Annotated in this window: 17 protein-coding genes and 1 rRNA gene; 12 read left to right on the forward strand and 6 right to left on the reverse strand. The window is 40.1% G+C overall.

From position 1 onward, the window contains the following. The first annotated feature begins 163 nt into the window (after nt 1-163). From rrf to der, 6 genes are all read left to right on the forward strand, one after another. A 5S ribosomal RNA gene (gene rrf / locus BSAG_RS16365) occupies nt 164-274 on the forward strand. 205 nt (nt 275-479) lie between these two features. Continuing rightward, nucleotides 480-1,058 carry a YceD family protein gene (locus BSAG_RS16360; RefSeq protein WP_004313594.1) on the forward strand — a complete coding sequence of 193 codons (579 nt, stop codon included), beginning with the start codon at nt 480-482 and terminating at the stop codon, nt 1,056-1,058. A gap of 12 nt (nt 1,059-1,070) precedes the next feature. After that, entirely contained in the window at nt 1,071-1,256 is a 186-nt protein-coding gene (rpmF, locus tag BSAG_RS16355) for a 50S ribosomal protein L32 (RefSeq protein ID WP_004296852.1), read from the forward strand. A gap of 88 nt (nt 1,257-1,344) precedes the next feature. Continuing rightward, nucleotides 1,345-2,352, forward strand: coding sequence for a beta-ketoacyl-ACP synthase III (locus BSAG_RS16350; protein WP_004313593.1), 1,008 nt, complete (start codon nt 1,345-1,347; stop codon nt 2,350-2,352). Nucleotides 2,353-2,438: 86 nt separating this feature from the next. Next, nucleotides 2,439-3,320, forward strand: a complete 882-nt coding sequence (era, locus tag BSAG_RS16345; RefSeq protein WP_004308624.1) for a GTPase Era — start codon at nt 2,439-2,441, stop codon at nt 3,318-3,320. Between the two features lie 48 nt (nt 3,321-3,368). Further along, on the forward strand, nt 3,369-4,682 hold the full coding sequence (der, locus tag BSAG_RS16340; protein ID WP_004308625.1) for a ribosome biogenesis GTPase Der: 1,314 nt from the start codon (nt 3,369-3,371) through the stop codon (nt 4,680-4,682). A 138-nt stretch (nt 4,683-4,820) separates the two neighbouring features. Here the strand turns inward: der and lptB are convergent, their stop codons facing one another. Next, nucleotides 4,821-5,582, reverse strand: a complete 762-nt coding sequence (gene lptB, locus BSAG_RS16335; protein WP_004308626.1) for an LPS export ABC transporter ATP-binding protein — start codon at nt 5,580-5,582, stop codon at nt 4,821-4,823. A gap of 75 nt (nt 5,583-5,657) precedes the next feature. Between lptB and BSAG_RS16330 the strand changes: the two genes are divergently transcribed. Next, nucleotides 5,658-6,401 (forward strand): MlaE family ABC transporter permease, encoded by a 744-nt coding sequence (locus BSAG_RS16330; protein WP_004308627.1) that lies wholly within the window; start codon nt 5,658-5,660, stop codon nt 6,399-6,401. Next, a complete protein-coding gene (locus BSAG_RS16325) occupies nt 6,398-7,168 on the forward strand; it encodes an ABC transporter ATP-binding protein (RefSeq protein WP_004308628.1) in 771 nt (256 codons plus the stop codon). The genes BSAG_RS16330 and BSAG_RS16325 overlap by 4 nt, the downstream gene beginning before the upstream one ends. 67 nt (nt 7,169-7,235) lie before the next feature. On the opposite strand, the gene BSAG_RS16320 is transcribed toward BSAG_RS16325, so the two are convergent. Next, nucleotides 7,236-7,481, reverse strand: coding sequence for an RNA recognition motif domain-containing protein (locus BSAG_RS16320; protein ID WP_004297160.1), 246 nt, complete (start codon nt 7,479-7,481; stop codon nt 7,236-7,238). Nucleotides 7,482-8,090: 609 nt separating this feature from the next. Here BSAG_RS16320 and tig point away from each other — a divergent pair. The 4 genes from tig (at nt 8,091) to recQ (ending at nt 13,847) form a co-directional block, all read left to right on the forward strand. Continuing rightward, a complete protein-coding gene (tig, locus tag BSAG_RS16315) occupies nt 8,091-9,446 on the forward strand; it encodes a trigger factor (RefSeq protein ID WP_004314394.1) in 1,356 nt (451 codons plus the stop codon). Between the two features lie 143 nt (nt 9,447-9,589). Beyond that, nucleotides 9,590-10,252 (forward strand): ATP-dependent Clp endopeptidase proteolytic subunit ClpP, encoded by a 663-nt coding sequence (clpP, locus tag BSAG_RS16310; RefSeq protein ID WP_004297164.1) that lies wholly within the window; start codon nt 9,590-9,592, stop codon nt 10,250-10,252. Between the two features lie 2 nt (nt 10,253-10,254). Further along, nucleotides 10,255-11,499 (forward strand): ATP-dependent Clp protease ATP-binding subunit ClpX, encoded by a 1,245-nt coding sequence (clpX, locus tag BSAG_RS16305; protein ID WP_004314393.1) that lies wholly within the window; start codon nt 10,255-10,257, stop codon nt 11,497-11,499. 167 nt (nt 11,500-11,666) lie between these two features. After that, nucleotides 11,667-13,847, forward strand: coding sequence for a DNA helicase RecQ (gene recQ, locus BSAG_RS16300; RefSeq protein WP_004314392.1), 2,181 nt, complete (start codon nt 11,667-11,669; stop codon nt 13,845-13,847). 267 nt (nt 13,848-14,114) lie between these two features. Here recQ and BSAG_RS16295 read toward each other — a convergent pair whose 3' ends face one another. The 4 genes from BSAG_RS16295 to BSAG_RS25910 all read right to left on the reverse strand — a co-directional run bounded on the left by BSAG_RS16295 (nt 14,115) and on the right by BSAG_RS25910 (nt 17,333). Continuing rightward, entirely contained in the window at nt 14,115-15,002 is an 888-nt protein-coding gene (locus BSAG_RS16295; RefSeq protein WP_008997408.1) for a hypothetical protein, read from the reverse strand. A 161-nt stretch (nt 15,003-15,163) separates the two neighbouring features. Beyond that, the gene (locus tag BSAG_RS16290; RefSeq protein ID WP_008997410.1) at nt 15,164-16,114 is read right to left on the reverse strand and encodes a hypothetical protein; all 951 of its coding nucleotides are present in this window, start codon (nt 16,112-16,114) and stop codon (nt 15,164-15,166) included. 260 nt (nt 16,115-16,374) lie between these two features. Next, nucleotides 16,375-17,031 carry a DUF4407 domain-containing protein gene (locus BSAG_RS0222800; protein ID WP_255344460.1) on the reverse strand — a complete coding sequence of 219 codons (657 nt, stop codon included), beginning with the start codon at nt 17,029-17,031 and terminating at the stop codon, nt 16,375-16,377. Between the two features lie 2 nt (nt 17,032-17,033). Next, nucleotides 17,034-17,333: a DUF4407 domain-containing protein gene (locus tag BSAG_RS25910; RefSeq protein ID WP_255344461.1), complete on the reverse strand. Its 300-nt coding sequence runs from the start codon at nt 17,331-17,333 to the stop codon at nt 17,034-17,036. Nucleotides 17,334-17,396: the final 63 nt, after the last annotated feature.

Consider the following 17,396-nt stretch of genomic DNA (forward strand, 5'->3'; position numbering starts at 1 on the left):
ACATCAAAGCCGAGCATTACTAATTGCCCGTTCACTTTCTTTCAAATATGTACCGGTTGGGTATATACGTTTAGCGGATTACTGATACGGAAACTGGAAACAGAGAACAGAAACATACTAGTAATAACTTGAGATTTTACTTTTCATCATGTCATAACCTTATTCAGGTGGTTATAGCACGAGGGTTCCACCTCTTCCCATTCCGAACAGAGAAGTTAAGCCTCGTCACGCCGATGGTACTGCGTAACAGTGGGAGAGTAGGTAGCCGCCGTTTTAAAGAAGCCTCGCTTGTCTATTGACGGGCGAGGCTTTCTGTTTTTTATTACTTTGGTATTTATACCGCCCTTTTTAGCAGATACAAACCTCATAATACCTATTAAAAAAGTGAATATTTACTGATAATTTGTATGTTATGAGGATATTTATTTGTATCTTTGTCGCCCGAATTGTAAGCTAACGATTTAAAAAAGAGAGAAGCTTTGGGAAAATTTGATAAATACAAAATTGACTTGAAAGGTATGCAAGCAGACTCTGCTAAGTATGAGTTTGTATTGGATAACCTTTACTTCGCTCACATTGATGGTCCTGAAGTTCAGAAAGGAAAGGTCAATGTTACATTGACTGTGAAAAGAACCTCTCGTGCTTTCGAGCTGAGTTTCCAAACTGACGGTATGGTATGGGTACCATGCGACCGTTGCCTGGATGATATGGAGCTACCTATCAGTTCTTCTGATAAACTGATGGTAAAGTTTGGTCATGAATATGCAGAAGAAGGTGACAACCTGATTGTGATTCCCGAGGAAGAAGGGGAAATCAACGTTGCATGGTTCATGTATGAATTTGTTGCGCTGTCTATTCCGATGAAGCATGTACATGCTCCCGGTAAGTGTAATAAAGCGGTAACTAGTAAATTGAACAAGCATTTGAAAACAAATGCGAATGAGGATAGCGATGATACTTTCGACACAGGTGGAGATGACATCGTAATTGAGGAAGAAGTGGAGGAACAAATTGATCCTCGCTGGAATGAATTAAAAAAAATATTAGATAATAATTAAAGTTTTAAGAAAATGGCACATCCTAAGAGAAGACAATCAAGTACGAGACAAGCGAAGAGAAGAACTCATGATAAGGCAGTAGCTCCTACATTGGCTATTTGTCCGAATTGCGGCGAATGGCACGTTTACCACACTGTATGTGGTGCTTGTGGCTATTACAGAGGTAAGCTCGCTATTGAGAAAGAAGCAGCTGTATAATTAGTACAGTTATACTGAAAAACAGCCTGAGGGTAAAGCTCTCCGGCTGCTTTAAGTATTATAGTATTGCTAATTTAAAATAGGTTTGATGGAAAAAATAAATGCAGTAATCACAGGAGTCGGCGGGTACGTTCCCGATTATATCTTAACTAACGACGAGATATCAAAAATGGTGGATACCAACGACGAATGGATTATGACTCGTATCGGAGTAAAGGAGAGACATATTCTGAATGAGGAAGGATTAGGTAGTTCATACATGGCACGCAAAGCTGCCAAACAGTTGATGAAGAAAACTGGTACTAATCCTGATGACATTGATTTGGTTGTTGTCGCTACCACTACTCCTGACTATCACTTCCCTTCTACAGCTTCTATTCTTTGTGATAAACTCGGACTGAAGAATGCATTTGCTTTCGATTTGCAAGCTGCTTGTAGCGGTTTCCTGTATTTAATGGAGACAGCTGCTAATTTCATCCGTTCGGGAAGATATAAGAAAATTATCATTGTCGGTGCCGATAAGATGTCGTCAATGGTTAACTATACAGATCGTGCTACATGCCCTATCTTTGGTGACGGTGCTGCTGCTTTTATGGTGGAACCGACTACGGAAGATTACGGAATCATGGATTCGATACTGAGAACTGATGGCAAAGGATTGCCTTTCCTCCACATGAAAGCTGGTGGTTCGGTTTGTCCTCCGTCTTATTTCACAGTAGACAATAAAATGCACTATTTGCACCAGGAAGGAAGAACAGTGTTTAAATATGCTGTATCCAACATGTCGGATGTATCTGCTGCTATTGCAGAAAAGAATGGTCTGACGAAAGATAATATCAACTGGATTGTTCCGCATCAGGCGAATGTCCGCATTATCGAAGCCGTGGCTCACCGTATGGAGGTGCCAATGGATAAAGTGTTGGTAAATATTGAGCATTACGGTAACACCAGTGCTGCTACTCTTCCTTTGTGTATCTGGGATTATGAAGATAAACTCAAGAAAGGTGATAATATCATTTTCACTGCATTCGGTGCCGGATTTACATGGGGCGCAGTTTACGTGAAATGGGGTTATGACGGAAAAAAGGAATCGTAACGTAAGTTACTGAACTATAACACTCAAAAACGCATCCTATTTCGATTCGATGCGTTTTTTTGTCTCAACCAATAAAATGAAGAGAAATGCATAAAGCAGGTTTTGTAAACATTGTAGGAAATCCGAATGTCGGAAAATCGACATTGATGAATGTCTTGGTGGGCGAACGTATTTCGATTGCTACTTTCAAGGCGCAGACAACTCGTCACCGGATTATGGGAATCTATAATACGGATGAAATGCAGATTGTTTTTTCTGATACTCCGGGAGTATTGAAGCCCAATTATAAACTACAGGAGTCGATGCTGAATTTTTCTACTTCGGCATTGACGGATGCGGATATCTTGCTTTATGTGACTGACGTGGTGGAGACGCCGGATAAGAATAATGAGTTTATGGAGAAGGTACGCCAGATGACGGTGCCTGTGCTCCTGCTCATCAATAAGATAGATCTTACAGATCAGGAAAAACTGGTAAAGCTGGTGGAAGATTGGAAAGAACTGCTTCCCCAAGCCGAAATTATTCCGATTTCTGCTACATCGAAGTTCAATGTGGACTATGTGATGAAGCGAATCAAAGAACTGTTGCCTGATTCTCCTCCTTATTTTGGAAAGGATCAGTGGACGGACAAGCCTGCCCGTTTCTTCGTGAATGAGATTATCCGGGAAAAGATTCTGCTCTACTACGACAAGGAGATTCCTTATTCGGTGGAAGTGGTCGTAGAGGAGTTTAAGGAAGAGCCGAAGAAGATTCATATTCGTGCGGTGATTAACGTGGAACGTGATTCGCAGAAAGGAATTATTATCGGTAAACAGGGCAAGGCGTTGAAGAAGGTAGCTACCGAGGCTCGCCGCGAACTGGAACGTTTCTTTGGAAAGACTATTTTCCTCGAAACGTATGTGAAAGTGGATAAGGATTGGCGTAGTTCGGATAAGGAGCTGCGTAATTTTGGTTATCAGTTAGATTAAGAGTATTCATGCGACTGTGATAGTCGTGAAAAAACAAGGTATTGAACTATGGGTAATTTAGTTGCAATTGTAGGACGCCCGAATGTGGGCAAGTCTACCTTATTTAACCGTCTGACGAAGACTCGTCAGGCTATTGTGAATGAAGAAGCGGGTACAACCCGCGACAGACAATATGGCAAGTCCGAGTGGCTGGGCCGTGAGTTCTCCGTGGTGGATACCGGCGGATGGGTGGTTAATTCGGATGATGTTTTTGAAGAGGAAATCCGCAAGCAGGTATTATTGGCAGTGGATGAAGCGGACGTTATTTTGTTCGTTGTGGATGTGATGAATGGAGTGACCGACCTGGATATGCAGGTAGCGGCTATTCTGCGCCGTGCTAATAGTCCGGTGATTATGGTTGCCAATAAAACGGACAATCATGATTTACAGTATAACGCTCCCGAGTTTTATAAACTGGGATTGGGCGATCCGTATTGTGTTTCTGCCATGACAGGAAGTGGTACGGGTGATTTGATGGATTTGATTGTCAGCAATTTCAAGAAGGAGTCTTCTGAAATCCTGGATGATGATATTCCTCGTTTTGCTGTGGTAGGACGTCCGAATGCAGGAAAGTCTTCCATTGTAAACGCGTTTATTGGGGAAGAACGTAATATCGTGACAGAGATTGCAGGAACTACCCGTGACTCGATCTACACTCGTTACAATAAATTCGGATTTGATTTTTACCTGGTAGATACGGCAGGTATCCGTAAGAAAAACAAGGTAAATGAAGACTTGGAATATTATTCGGTGATTCGTTCGATTCGTGCCATCGAAGGTTCGGATGTTTGTATTCTGATGTTGGATGCAACGAGGGGTGTTGAGAGCCAGGACTTGAATATCTTTTCTCTGATTCAGAAGAACCAGAAAGGATTGGTAGTCGTGATTAATAAATGGGACTTGGTGGAAGATAAATCAGTGAAAGTGCAGAAGACATTTGAGGAAGCTGTCCGTTCACGTTTTGCTCCGTTTGTCGATTTCCCGATCATCTTTGCTTCTGCATTGACCAAACAACGTATTCTGAAAGTGCTGGAAGAAGCACGTAATGTATATGAGAACCGGACGACAAAGATTCCGACAGCTCGTTTGAATGAAGAAATGCTTCCGCTGATCGAGGCTTATCCGCCTCCCTCAAATAAAGGTAAGTATATCAAGATTAAATACATCACACAGTTGCCGAATACGCAAGTGCCTTCATTTGTCTATTTTGCCAACTTGCCGCAGTATGTGAAGGATCCGTACAAACGTTTCCTCGAAAATAAGATGCGTGAGAAATGGAATCTGACAGGTACTCCGGTTAATATTTATATTAGACAGAAGTAAAGTTCACCACAGATTAACACAGATTTTTACAGATATTTCATAAAGAATACGGGCTAATCAAATGATACAAAACTTGTAAATTGATTAGCCCGTTTTTTATTTTTAATCTGTGGAAATCTGTGTTAATCTGTGGTGAATCTATTTCTCTAACTGGAAATCTTTTCTGCGTAAAACGAAGCTGTTACTCAAGTATTTTTCACGCACAATCTGATTCTCCGATAATTCTTCCGGTGTTCCCTGGAAAAGAATCTTTCCTTCGAACAGCAGATAGGCGCGGTCGGTGATACTAAGTGTCTCCTGTACGTTGTGGTCGGTAATCAGGATTCCGATATTCTTATCTTTCAGCTTCCAAACAATTTGCTGGATATCTTCTACGGCAATCGGGTCTACACCGGCAAAAGGTTCGTCAAGCATGATGAATTTGGGGTCGATGGCAAGACAACGGGCAATCTCCGTACGGCGGCGTTCACCTCCGGACAACTGGTTACCTTTGTTTTTGCGTACCTTTTGCAGACGGAATTCTGCTATCAGGCTTTCGAGTTTTTCCTTTTGATATTCTTTGGGCTTGTTAGTCATTTCCAGTACGGCGGCGATATTATCTTCCACACTCATCTGGCGGAAAACGGAAGCTTCCTGTGCAAGGTAGCCGATTCCCGTTTGCGCTCGTTTGTAAACCGGATATTTGGTAATCTCCAGGTCGTCGAGGAAAATACGTCCTTCATTCGGAGTAATCAGCCCTACAGTCATATAGAATGAAGTCGTCTTGCCGGCACCGTTCGGTCCCAGCAAACCTACAATCTCACCTTGCTTCACATTGATGGAAACGTGGCTCACAACGGTTCGTTTACCGTACTTCTTAACCAGGTCTTCCGTGCGGAGCACCATCTTGCTTTCTTCCATATTCTAGTTATTTTGCGGCAAATGTAGTAAAAATAAGCTGAAATAATGTACATTTGCAGACAAATAGTGTGAGTTATGATAAAAGCATTGAGAACCGTCGGGAGATATTTCATGCTGATGGGACGGACTTTTTCCCGTCCTGAACGTATGCGTATGTTCTTCCGGCAATACCTTAACGAGTTGGAGCAACTAGGTGTGAACTCCATCGGTATCGTGCTGTTGATTTCGTTTTTCATCGGCGCGGTTATTACCATCCAAATCAAGTTGAATATCGAAAGTCCGTGGATGCCTCGCTGGACAGTGGGGTATGTGACACGTGAAATTATGTTGCTGGAATTTTCTTCCTCTATCATGTGTTTGATTCTTGCGGGAAAAGTAGGGTCGAATATCGCTTCGGAATTAGGAACAATGCGGGTGACGCAGCAGATTGACGCGCTCGAAATTATGGGTATCAATTCGGCAAACTACCTGATTCTGCCTAAGATTACGGCGATGGTAACTGTGATTCCTATTTTAGTGACGTTCAGTATCTTTGCCGGAATTATCGGTGCCTTTTGCACCTGTTGGTTTGCCGGGGTGATGAATGCGGTCGATCTGGAATATGGATTGCAATATATGTTTGTGGAGTGGTTTATTTGGGCCGGTATCATCAAATCCCTCTTTTTCGCGTTTATTATTGCAAGTGTGTCTGCTTTCTTCGGATATACGGTGGATGGTGGATCGATTGCTGTGGGAAAGGCTTCTACGGATGCCGTAGTATCCAGCAGTGTATTGATTCTGTTTGCGGACTTGATATTAACTAAACTTTTGATGGGATGATTGAGATTAAAGGACTTTATAAATCATTTGATGACAAAACGGTATTGAGCGATATCAATGCTAGTTTTGAAAATGGAAAGACGAATTTGATTATCGGTCAGAGTGGCTCCGGTAAGACGGTATTGATGAAGTGTATTGTAGGATTGCTTACTCCGGAGAAGGGGGAAGTCTTATATGACGGACGTAACCTTGTCTTGATGGGGAAGAAGGAGAAAAAGATGCTTCGCAAGGAGATGGGGATGATTTTCCAGAGTGCGGCTCTGTTTGACTCGATGACGGTGTTGGACAATGTGATGTTTCCGTTGAATATGTTTAGCAATGATACTTTGCGTGAGCGTACCAAACGGGCGATGTTCTGCTTGGATCGTGTGAATCTGGGGGAGGCGAAAGATAAGTTTCCGGGAGAAATCAGTGGGGGGATGCAGAAGCGTGTGGCTATTGCACGTGCGATTGCCCTGAATCCTCAATATTTGTTTTGCGATGAACCGAACTCGGGGCTCGATCCGAAAACGTCATTGGTGATTGATGATCTGATCCATGATATTACGCAGGAATATAACATGACGACCATTATCAATACGCATGATATGAACTCTGTATTGGGAATTGGCGAGAAGGTGATTTATATTTATGAAGGACATAAAGAGTGGGAAGGGACAAAAGATGATATCTTTACCTCTACCAACGAACGACTGAATAACTTTATCTTTGCTTCAGACTTACTCCGTAAGGTGAAGGACGTGGAAGTGCAAGGAATGGAAGGGTAATAAAAAAACTTCTGTCATCGGGGTGACAGAAGTTTCTTTTTTTTCTTAGCTATATTAGCGTCGGCAATTAAGCTCTAGGTCTAGCTTCTTTAACTACCATTGTACGGCCCATGTATTCAGCTCCGTTCAATTCAGCAATAGCTTTTGCAGCTGCAGCGTCGTCTTCCATTTCGATGAAAGCGAATCCTTTGGATTTACCGGTTTCACGGTCCATAACAACTTTAACTGATGATACTGCTCCGTAATCTTCCATCACTTGTTGCAGATCTCCTTCCTTAACACGGTAGTTAAGGTTTCCAACATAAATGTTCATAATGAAAATGATAAAAAATAAATAAATGAATAAAACTCTCTGGACAGATGGTTACTAATAAAAAGATTAAAACGACAGAGAGTTTACAAATGCGTTTCGTAACGGAAGTAAAAACCTTGTAATCAAATCGAGAAACTAATGGTCCATCAATCCGCAGCAAAGAAAAGAATAATTTTTGGATTAACCATCTTTTTGGAAGGTTAATTTGCGGATTATCAGAAAAAAAAGTTCTTTCCTTTTCTCTTGAAAGAAAAGAAAGAACCAAAGAAAAGTTCAAGGCCTACTTTTTTCTCCTACTCGCTTCCTTCACTACGCTAAAGGGCAGAAACTCGCTTCGCTCAAACAGTCTGCCCTTCTTAACGCTTCGTTACGGGCGCTCGCTTGACGGAGAAAAAAGTAGGCCGGGGGACCTGCGGCGTGGTCGTTGCTGATGGTTTATTGTTGTTTATATATGAGGAATTGATGAAATAATTAATAAAAGATGTGTGAAAGATGGGTGGCGTTGCTGAAATAAATCTGCAATGTCTTTTGAAATTTGAAAGATTAGCACTAATTTTGCACCCTCTTTGAGTATAGAACAAAGTATAAATCAAATAAATAATTGTCAGAATGAACGTTTCATTACAAAACATTGACAAAGTAAGCGCAGAGCTTACTGTAAAGCTTGAGAAAGCAGATTATCAGGAGAAAGTAGACAAAGAGTTGAAATCACTCCGTCAGAAGGCACAGATTCCGGGATTCCGTAAAGGTATGGTGCCGACAAGTCTTATTAAAAAGATGTATGGTAAATCGGTGATTGCAGAGGTTGTGAATAAGGCATTGCAAGAAGCTGTTTACAATTATATTAAAGATAATAAGGTGAATATGTTGGGCGAGCCGTTGCCTAATGAAGAAAAGCAGCAGAATATTGATTTCGATACAATGGAAGAGTTCGATTTCGTGTTCGATATCGCTTTGGCACCTGAATTTAAAGCAGAAGTAAGCGCTAAAGACAAAGTAGATTATTATTCTATCGAAGTTTCTGAAGAAATGATCGACAACCAGGTGAAGATGTACACTCAACGCACTGGTAAGTATGATAAGGTAGATGCTTACGAAGATAATGATATGTTGAAAGGTCTGCTGGCACAGTTGGACGAAGAAGGCAATACAAAAGAAGGTGGTATTCAGGTAGAAGCTGCTGTGTTGATGCCTGCTTATATGAAGAATGACGATCAGAAAGCTATTTTTGCTAACGCAAAAGTAAATGATGTATTGGTGTTCAATCCGAATGTTGCTTATGACGGACATGCTGCTGAACTGGGTTCTTTGTTGAAGATCGACAAGGAAATCGCGAAAGACGTTAAGTCTAACTTCAGCTTCCAGGTAGAAGAAATCACTCGTTTTGTTCCGGGTGAATTGACACAGGAAGTGTTCGACCAGGCATTCGGCGAAGGTGTTGTGAAGACTGAAGAGGAATTCCGCGCTAAGATTAAAGAAGAAATTGCAGCAAGATTTGTTGCTGACAGCGATTATAAGTTCCTGATCGATATTCGCAAAGTGATGATGGAAAAAGTAGGTAAGTTGGAATTCTCTGACGCTCTGCTGAAACGTATCATGTTGCTGAACAACGAAGAAAAGGGCGAAGAATATGTTGCTGAAAACTATGATAAGAGCATCGAGGAACTGACTTGGCACCTGATTAAGGAACAGTTGGTTGAAGCAAACGATATCAAAGTAGAACAGGAAGATGTTCTGAAGATGGCTAGAGAAACAACGAAGGCACAGTTTGCTCAATACGGTATGTTGTCTATCCCTGATGATGTGCTTGACAACTATGCACAGGAGATGTTGAAGAAGAAAGAAACTATCAATAATTTGGTAAGTCGTGTTGTAGAAGTGAAGCTGGCTGCTGCTCTGAAAGCGCAGGTTACTTTGGAAAACAAGAACGTTTCAATCGAAGAATTCAATAAGATGTTTGAATAATCATTCGGTTGAATAGAATATAAAGTCACAGAAACACAGAGTTTTTATAAAATTATAACTCTGTGTTTTTTTGTGTCTCTGTATTCTTTTTCGTTTCTTTGTACTTACGTTTATTTTTAATTTATAAGAAAGGAACAATTAACATGGATGATTTTAGAAAATACGCAACCAAGCATTTAGGAATGAATGGCATGGTATTGGATGATGTGATTAAATCGCAGGCCGGGTATTTGAATCCCTATATTCTGGAAGAAAGACAGTTGAACGTTACTCAACTCGACGTTTTCTCCCGTTTGATGATGGACCGCATCATTTTTCTCGGTACACAAGTAGATGACTATACAGCGAATACGCTTCAGGCACAGTTGCTGTATCTGGATTCTGTTGATCCGGGTAAGGATATCTCTATCTATATCAACTCTCCGGGCGGAAGTGTATACGCCGGACTGGGCATTTATGATACGATGCAGTTTATTTCAAGTGATGTTGCTACCATCTGTACAGGTATGGCAGCTTCAATGGCGGCTGTATTGCTTGTTGCCGGTGCTGAAGGCAAACGTTCTGCGTTGCCTCATTCACGTGTGATGATTCACCAGCCGATGGGTGGTGCGCAAGGACAAGCGTCGGACATTGAAATCACAGCTCGTGAGATTCAGAAATTGAAGAAAGAACTTTATACGATCATCGCCGATCATTCGCATACTGATTTTGATAAAGTATGGGCGGACTCTGACCGCGACTACTGGATGACAGCTCAGGAAGCGAAAGAATACGGTATGATTGATGAGGTATTGATTAAGAAATAAAAATGGCTGATTCAAAGACAAAGAAAAGGTGTAGCTTTTGTGGACGGTCGGAGAATGAAGTCGGATTCCTGATTACGGGAATGAACGGCTATATCTGCGACAGTTGTGCTACCCAGGCTTATGAGATCACTCAGGAAGCATTGGGCGAAGGCAAGAAAAGCGCGGGAGCTACCAAACTTAATTTAAAAGAACTGCCCAAACCGGTAGAAATCAAGAAATTCCTCGACCAGTATGTGATCGGACAGGATGACGCAAAACGCTTCCTTTCCGTATCGGTCTATAACCATTATAAACGTCTGTTGCAAAAAGACAGCGGGGATGATGTGGAGATTGAAAAGTCGAACATTATTATGGTAGGTAGTACCGGAACCGGAAAAACGTTGCTTGCACGTACGATTGCCAAGTTGCTGCACGTGCCGTTTACCATTGTAGACGCTACGGTGCTGACAGAAGCCGGTTATGTAGGCGAAGATATCGAAAGTATTTTAACCCGTTTGCTTCAGGTGGCAGATTATAATGTACCTGAAGCGGAACAGGGTATTGTGTTTATCGACGAGATTGACAAGATTGCCCGCAAAGGAGATAACCCTTCCATCACTCGCGATGTGAGCGGTGAAGGTGTACAGCAGGGATTGCTGAAATTACTCGAAGGTTCTGTTGTGAACGTACCTCCCCAGGGTGGTCGTAAGCATCCGGACCAGAAGATGATTCCGGTAAATACCAAAAATATTCTCTTTATCTGTGGCGGCGCTTTCGATGGTATTGAAAAGAAGATCGCCCAACGGTTGAATACACATGTCGTAGGATATACGGCGTCGCAGAAAACAGCGACGGTGGACAAGAATAACATGATGCAGTATATCGCTCCGCAGGATTTGAAGTCATTCGGACTGATTCCCGAAATTATCGGTCGTCTTCCGGTACTGACCTATTTGAATCCGTTGGATCGGGATGCGCTTCGTGCTATCCTCACCGAACCGAAAAACTCTATCATCAAGCAGTACATCAAACTGTTTGAAATGGATGGTATCAAGCTCACATTTGAAGATGCTGTCTTCGAATATATCGTCGACAAGGCGGTAGAATATAAGCTGGGTGCCCGTGGATTGCGCTCTATTGTGGAGACAATCATGATGGATGTCATGTTTGAAATCCCTTCAGAGGACAAAAAAGAGTATAAGGTGACGCTGGATTATGCAAAGATGCAACTGGAAAAAGCGAATATGGCACGACTGCAAACTGCTTAAAATCAAAGAGTAAGACTATAAAAGATGATCGTAACTGTATTTTCTTAAAAATATTAGTCGCATTTTGCTTGGTAATTACGAAGTTGTTTATAACTTTGTTTGGCTCTCTTGAAGGAGGGAGCCTACTAAAGTTAAACCATGAACTGAATAAAACAACCTAAGTTAAGATGGCAAGGAAGATTAATTTAACAGATGAACTGAAGAAGTGTTTCGGATTTAATAAGTTCAAGGGAAACCAGGAAGCGATCATTTACAACTTGCTCGATGGTAAAGATACCTTTGTACTGATGCCTACCGGTGGCGGGAAATCTTTATGCTATCAGCTACCTTCGCTCTTGATGGAAGGTACGGCAATTGTAATTTCTCCGCTTATTGCGTTGATGAAGAATCAAGTGGATGCAATGCGCAATTTCAGTGAAGAAGATGGCGTCGCCCATTTTATCAATTCTTCATTAAACAAAGGCGCGATAGACCAAGTGAGGTCGGACATCCTTGCCGGAAAGACAAAATTGCTATATGTGGCGCCGGAATCGCTGACGAAAGAAGAAAATGTAGAATTTTTGCGTTCGGTGAAAATTTCGTTCTATGCAGTGGACGAAGCTCATTGTATTTCTGAATGGGGACATGACTTCCGACCGGAATACCGGCGGATTCGCCCTATTATCAACGAAATAGGAAAGGCTCCGTTGATTGCGTTGACCGCAACAGCGACACCAAAGGTGCAGCATGATATCCAGAAAAATCTGGGAATGGTAGATGCTCAAGTTTTCAAATCGTCGTTCAACCGTCCGAACCTTTATTATGAGGTACGCGCGAAGACCGCTAATATTGACAGGGATATTATCAAGTTTATCAAAAACAATCCGGAAAAATCGGGCATTATCTATTGCCTTAGCCGGAAAAAAGTAGAGGAACTTGCTGAAATCCTTCAGGCAAACGGTATCAATGCGCGTCCTTATCATGCCGGGATGGATTCGTTGGCGAGGACTAAGAATCAGGATGATTTCCTGATGGAAAAAGTGGACGTTATTGTAGCAACTATCGCTTTCGGTATGGGAATCGACAAGCCGGATGTAAGGTTTGTGATTCACTACGATATTCCAAAGAGTCTGGAAGGGTATTACCAGGAGACCGGACGTGCCGGTAGAGATGGCGGTGAAGGTCAGTGCATAACCTTTTATACAAACAAAGACTTGCAGAAACTGGAGAAGTTCATGCAAGGAAAACCTGTGGCAGAGCAGGAAATTGGCAAGCAGCTTCTGTTGGAAACCGCTGCTTATGCCGAATCTTCCGTATGCCGGCGCAAGACGTTGCTGCATTATTTCGGTGAAGAATATACGGAAGAAAATTGTGGAAATTGTGACAACTGTTTAAACCCTAAAAAACAAGTGGAGGCTCAAGAGTTATTGTGTGCCGTGATTGAAGCGATTATCGCGGTGAAAGAAAATTTTAAGGCAGATTATATTATAGACATACTACAAGGTAAAGAAACTTCCGAAGTACAGGCGCATTTGCATGAAGACCTCGAAGTCTTCGGCTCCGGTATGGGCGAAGAGGATAAAACATGGAACGCAGTGATTCGTCAAGCACTGATCGCAGGTTACTTGAGCAAGGATGTGGAACATTACGGACTCCTGAAAGTGACGGAGGAAGGACACAAGTTCTTGAAGAAGCCGAAGTCATTCAAGATTACCGAAGACAACGACTTTGAAGAGACGGAAGAAGAAGTTCCGGCACGTGGCGGTGGTTCCTGTGCGGTAGACCCTGCTCTTTATTCTATGTTGAAGGACTTGCGGAAGAAACTCTCGAAGAAACTGGAAGTGCCGCCTTATGTGATCTTCCAGGATCCGTCTTTGGAAGCGATGGCTACCATTTATCCGGTGACATTGGATGAATTGCAGAATATACCGGGTGTAGGAGCCGGAAAAGCAAAACGTTACGGTGAAGAGTTCTGTAAATTAATCAAACGCCACTGTGAAGAGAATGAGATAGAACGTCCCGAAGACTTGCGAGTACGTACAGTTGCCAATAAATCAAAGATGAAGGTAGCTATCATTCAGGCTATTGACCGTAAAGTGGCGTTAGATGATATCGCTCTTTCCAAAGGTATCGAATTTGGTGAACTTCTGGACGAGGTAGAAGCTATCGTCTATTCGGGAACCAAACTGAATATCGATTATTTCCTGGAAGAAATCATGGATGAAGATCACATGCTCGATATCTATGATTATTTCAAGGAATCTACCACTGATAAGATTGATGATGCGCTTGATGAATTAGGCGATGACTTCACTGAAGAGGAAGTTCGCTTGGTGCGTATTAAGTTCATCTCTGAAATGGCTAATTAAAAAAGCGAAAAAAATAGGCGTGCAGGTATGCGGTTTTGAATAAAAACCGTATATTTAGATTGGGTACTGTTTATCAGTAACTTACAAAGTTAGTTCCTCAAATTTGTACTTATCTAGCCTTGTTTGAACGACACAAAGATAGGATTAATTATGTATAAGGCATAATTTTGAGATTAGAATTTTAGTCTGCATTTAGATGTGACAATTCATATTTAGATAAAAAAAGCCAGCTATCATCTCGATAACTGGCTTTTAATTTTCAATCATTTATTTGCTTAGTATATCTTCATAATACTCGGCAAAGTTCTCTGCATAGTTCTTAGCTTCTGGACTTCCTTTAGGTTTAGGATAATTTGCATGCCAGACATCTTTATTCATTGCTTCGATTATGACAACCATTTGTTCTATGGTCGGATTCTTGTCCTTGAAGAATTGTTTTAGTCCTTTTGCCAACCTACCATTGTTAAATGTCTTTTCACTCATCTTACTGGCTTTAAATGCCTGTAAAAGTTTGTCGCCCATTGATTGGGTGTCCTCACTCAATCTTAGGTTCTTTGGAAGTCTATCAATGCCAACCTTCAAATCTTTCACTACATTAGCTTTTAACTCTGGTTGTCCCATTGTATAAAGTCCATAAACAAACTCTGGCTTCAAGTCGTAATCACCTATTATCCTTTCAATGTAGTCAATCTGTGCATTACCAGTACTTAGCCCAGACCCATTAAAATCTTTGTAGTTCCAAGGCTTGCCGTTGTTGATTGATGCTGTAAAGAGTGGCAGACTCATCTCTTCTGGGAGTTTAACAATTTCCACCATAGATGATTCGTCAAAAGTAAACTTGCCCTCTGATTCCAAAATCCCCATAGCAATTAACCGGTGCTGTCCATCGACAGGAGATTTTGCTTTTTTCCTTTCTTGCTCATCCGTAACCTCTTCCGTTTCTACCATAAAGTTAGTTATAGATAAAGGCTTATCATTGCGTTTGGGTATTACAGAAACTTTATACAGTTTCTCACCTTTGAGGTCATCACCCTCAACCATCTTGATTTTACCCATTGAAGGTTGAAATCCATACTTTCTAATCATTGAATAGCATTTGACTACATTTTCAGTAACAATATCTCTGTTACTTTCATAGAAATAGAAATCTATCATATTTTTAAATACTGCTCCTGTGGGCAGGGTGAATTGTTAGGTGTTGGTTTCACCATTTATCCAACGCTGCAAAGATAGAGAGAGAATATAAAATAAGGGGATGTTTTGAAAAATGACAAGAGGGGTAAAAACAGCCCAATAATTTACCCCTCCTTGATGAATCATTTATAAAATTTGTTAGCTCTAAGAATTTTATAATCTTTGTAAGATTTTATCTGGTCTTTTATGAAGTTAGGACACTGCTTGTCTTTTTTCTCATCAACTCCAGTATATCGTTTGTCTGTGGATAGCCTAGTCAAATAAACAAGTCTTGAGATTAATAATGTCTTATTCAAAGAAACTGTACTGTATACTTTTGCAGGCTTACTTGTATTTGTTTTGGGCAATAGTTTAAAGAAACTCTTCAATAAATGATAGAACATTGCTACTAGAACAGTGTTAGGTTCTGTATCTTTACCTTTTCTATCTATTTCTTGTGTATCAAATCTTGTTGGCTTATCATTACTGAAATAGTCCTTCCCTGCTTCATATACAAGATAAATGTAAGCTAATGATATAGGGTCGTCGATTTCTATAGAGCGATGTTTTTCCTGTAATTTTAATGTTAGTGTCATTGGTTTTATAAAAGATAATATACAGCCACTATTACCAATATTCTTCCCAAGCTGTTGCATGAGTTTCTCCACTAATACTCTTGAAGTTTCTTTAACCTTAATTCCTTCCAAACAACTTCCATAAATGTAATCAGAAACAAACAATAATAGATACCAGAATTTTTCTCTATCTATATTTAGTGCTTCCAAAGTATTTTGTATATCCTTATACTGTATATATTTCTCAAATGTATAGTGAGCATTAAGCACTTTTGCATTGTACCGTTTCTTAAATTCTTGTGTTACAGTTGTACCCATGAAGACATATTTTGTTTCTTCTTCTTCTTCTGCTGCTGCTTCATTTGTCTCTGCTTTATCCTCTATCTCCTTTTTAACCCTTATGAAATCATAGTCAGGGTGACATTTACAACCCAACATTTCTACATATTCTAGCAAATCATCTTCTTCTTTTACATATTTGTCTAATGTAAACTTATCTATTGGTTTTATATCTTCCATATCTCTAATCTTAAATTATGCCTTAAAGATAGAAAGAATTAGATAAAAAAATAAGGCAGTAAATGAAATTTCACTTACCACCTTATCAATGTATTATATCCTACGTTTCTTATAGTTATATCTACAAACTTTACACAAGTGTAATAATAATTTAACCGTATATGGTCTCAATATTTTAATCTATTGTTCATTGTTGACTATACTTTACATAAAAGGGAAAATATTTTTATCGAAAATAACATGAGGCACTTATTATTTATTTACACCTTAACTAATTCTTCTAAAGCTTGAGTTTTGACATTAAGTTGATGCTCAATAATCATATCATAATCACATTTCTTATCACCTAACTTACTTGTTACAACAAATAATTCTAGTGATATTAGAAAAGCAAATATAATAATGTAAAAAATGAGAGCTTCAATTCTTGTAGAGAGGATTTCTATCATAGCTCGTAATTCAGACAAAAAACCTGTGTTAGATGATAATTCTGTTCTTAAATCCTTTTCTACGTTCATTTTTTTCTGGGTATATTCATCTTGTTGCTTACGTAATCCTTCGAGAGTCATATTATTAGCTTCAACTTGTTTTACACGAGGATTTGCCATAGGTGTCGTAGAAACTGTAGTTTGAGGAATATCTTTATAGCTTCCATCATCTTGGCGCTCTTTGGTGTATGTGGTAGTGGTTGAAACTGTTTTAATTACAGGTTCTCGTACGATTTCATCATTCAATATAATATTTGCTTTATCCAAAGAGTCTATATTAGTTTGTAATTCTGATAATTTTACATCAATAACTTTCAAACGTAAGGGCAACTGTTCAACAACTTGTCGGTCCGTAATTTCTACCATTTTACGATTAATATCTGCTCCAAATATAATCTGGTCTATAATAGAAGAGCCTAAAAAAGCCATAATCACAGCAATAAAAAACGAAAGAATGTATTCCACTTATGAGTTCCTACAGTTAGGATTATTTGTCGTTCAATTTGAATAACAATAACAACAAAAATAATAGATGAGATAATACATCCCCACCATGGAGCTTCTACATACCTTTCTGCAAAACAATATCCAGTAAATCCCCATAGTATAATTAATATTAATAAGGCTGCAGTATATTTCTTTAAATGTTTAAAACTAGCTTCACTACATTGAGATAATATTGAACTATTCCAGCCTGTAAGAAAACAGCCAAATTTAATCCACCACTTCATAATATTATTTATTTTTTAAAGTATCTAAAGATAGGGCAGCCAATCCGCGAAGGAAACCACGTT

The sequence above is a fragment of the Bacteroides sp. D1 genome, from assembly GCF_000157095.2.
GTDB lineage: Bacteria > Bacteroidota > Bacteroidia > Bacteroidales > Bacteroidaceae > Bacteroides > Bacteroides xylanisolvens.

Excerpts from the sequence above, each read along its gene's own strand:
- era (WP_004308624.1), top strand. The coding sequence starts at position 2,439 with ATGCATAAAGCAGGTTTTGTAAACATTGTAGGAAATCCGAATGTCGGA.
- recQ (WP_004314392.1), top strand. The coding sequence starts at position 11,667 with ATGGCAAGGAAGATTAATTTAACAGATGAACTGAAGAAGTGTTTCGGA.
- tig (WP_004314394.1), top strand. The coding sequence starts at position 8,091 with ATGAACGTTTCATTACAAAACATTGACAAAGTAAGCGCAGAGCTTACT.
- BSAG_RS16325 (WP_004308628.1), top strand. The coding sequence starts at position 6,398 with ATGATTGAGATTAAAGGACTTTATAAATCATTTGATGACAAAACGGTA.
- BSAG_RS16290 (WP_008997410.1), bottom strand. The coding sequence starts at position 16,114 with ATGGAAGATATAAAACCAATAGATAAGTTTACATTAGACAAATATGTA.
- BSAG_RS16330 (WP_004308627.1), top strand. The coding sequence starts at position 5,658 with ATGATAAAAGCATTGAGAACCGTCGGGAGATATTTCATGCTGATGGGA.
- clpX (WP_004314393.1), top strand. The coding sequence starts at position 10,255 with ATGGCTGATTCAAAGACAAAGAAAAGGTGTAGCTTTTGTGGACGGTCG.
- BSAG_RS25910 (WP_255344461.1), bottom strand. The coding sequence starts at position 17,333 with ATGAAGTGGTGGATTAAATTTGGCTGTTTTCTTACAGGCTGGAATAGT.
- BSAG_RS16320 (WP_004297160.1), bottom strand. The coding sequence starts at position 7,481 with ATGAACATTTATGTTGGAAACCTTAACTACCGTGTTAAGGAAGGAGAT.
- der (WP_004308625.1), top strand. The coding sequence starts at position 3,369 with ATGGGTAATTTAGTTGCAATTGTAGGACGCCCGAATGTGGGCAAGTCT.
- BSAG_RS16350 (WP_004313593.1), top strand. The coding sequence starts at position 1,345 with ATGGAAAAAATAAATGCAGTAATCACAGGAGTCGGCGGGTACGTTCCC.
- clpP (WP_004297164.1), top strand. The coding sequence starts at position 9,590 with ATGGATGATTTTAGAAAATACGCAACCAAGCATTTAGGAATGAATGGC.
- BSAG_RS16295 (WP_008997408.1), bottom strand. The coding sequence starts at position 15,002 with ATGATAGATTTCTATTTCTATGAAAGTAACAGAGATATTGTTACTGAA.
- BSAG_RS0222800 (WP_255344460.1), bottom strand. The coding sequence starts at position 17,031 with ATGGCTTTTTTAGGCTCTTCTATTATAGACCAGATTATATTTGGAGCA.
- lptB (WP_004308626.1), bottom strand. The coding sequence starts at position 5,582 with ATGGAAGAAAGCAAGATGGTGCTCCGCACGGAAGACCTGGTTAAGAAG.
- rpmF (WP_004296852.1), top strand. The coding sequence starts at position 1,071 with ATGGCACATCCTAAGAGAAGACAATCAAGTACGAGACAAGCGAAGAGA.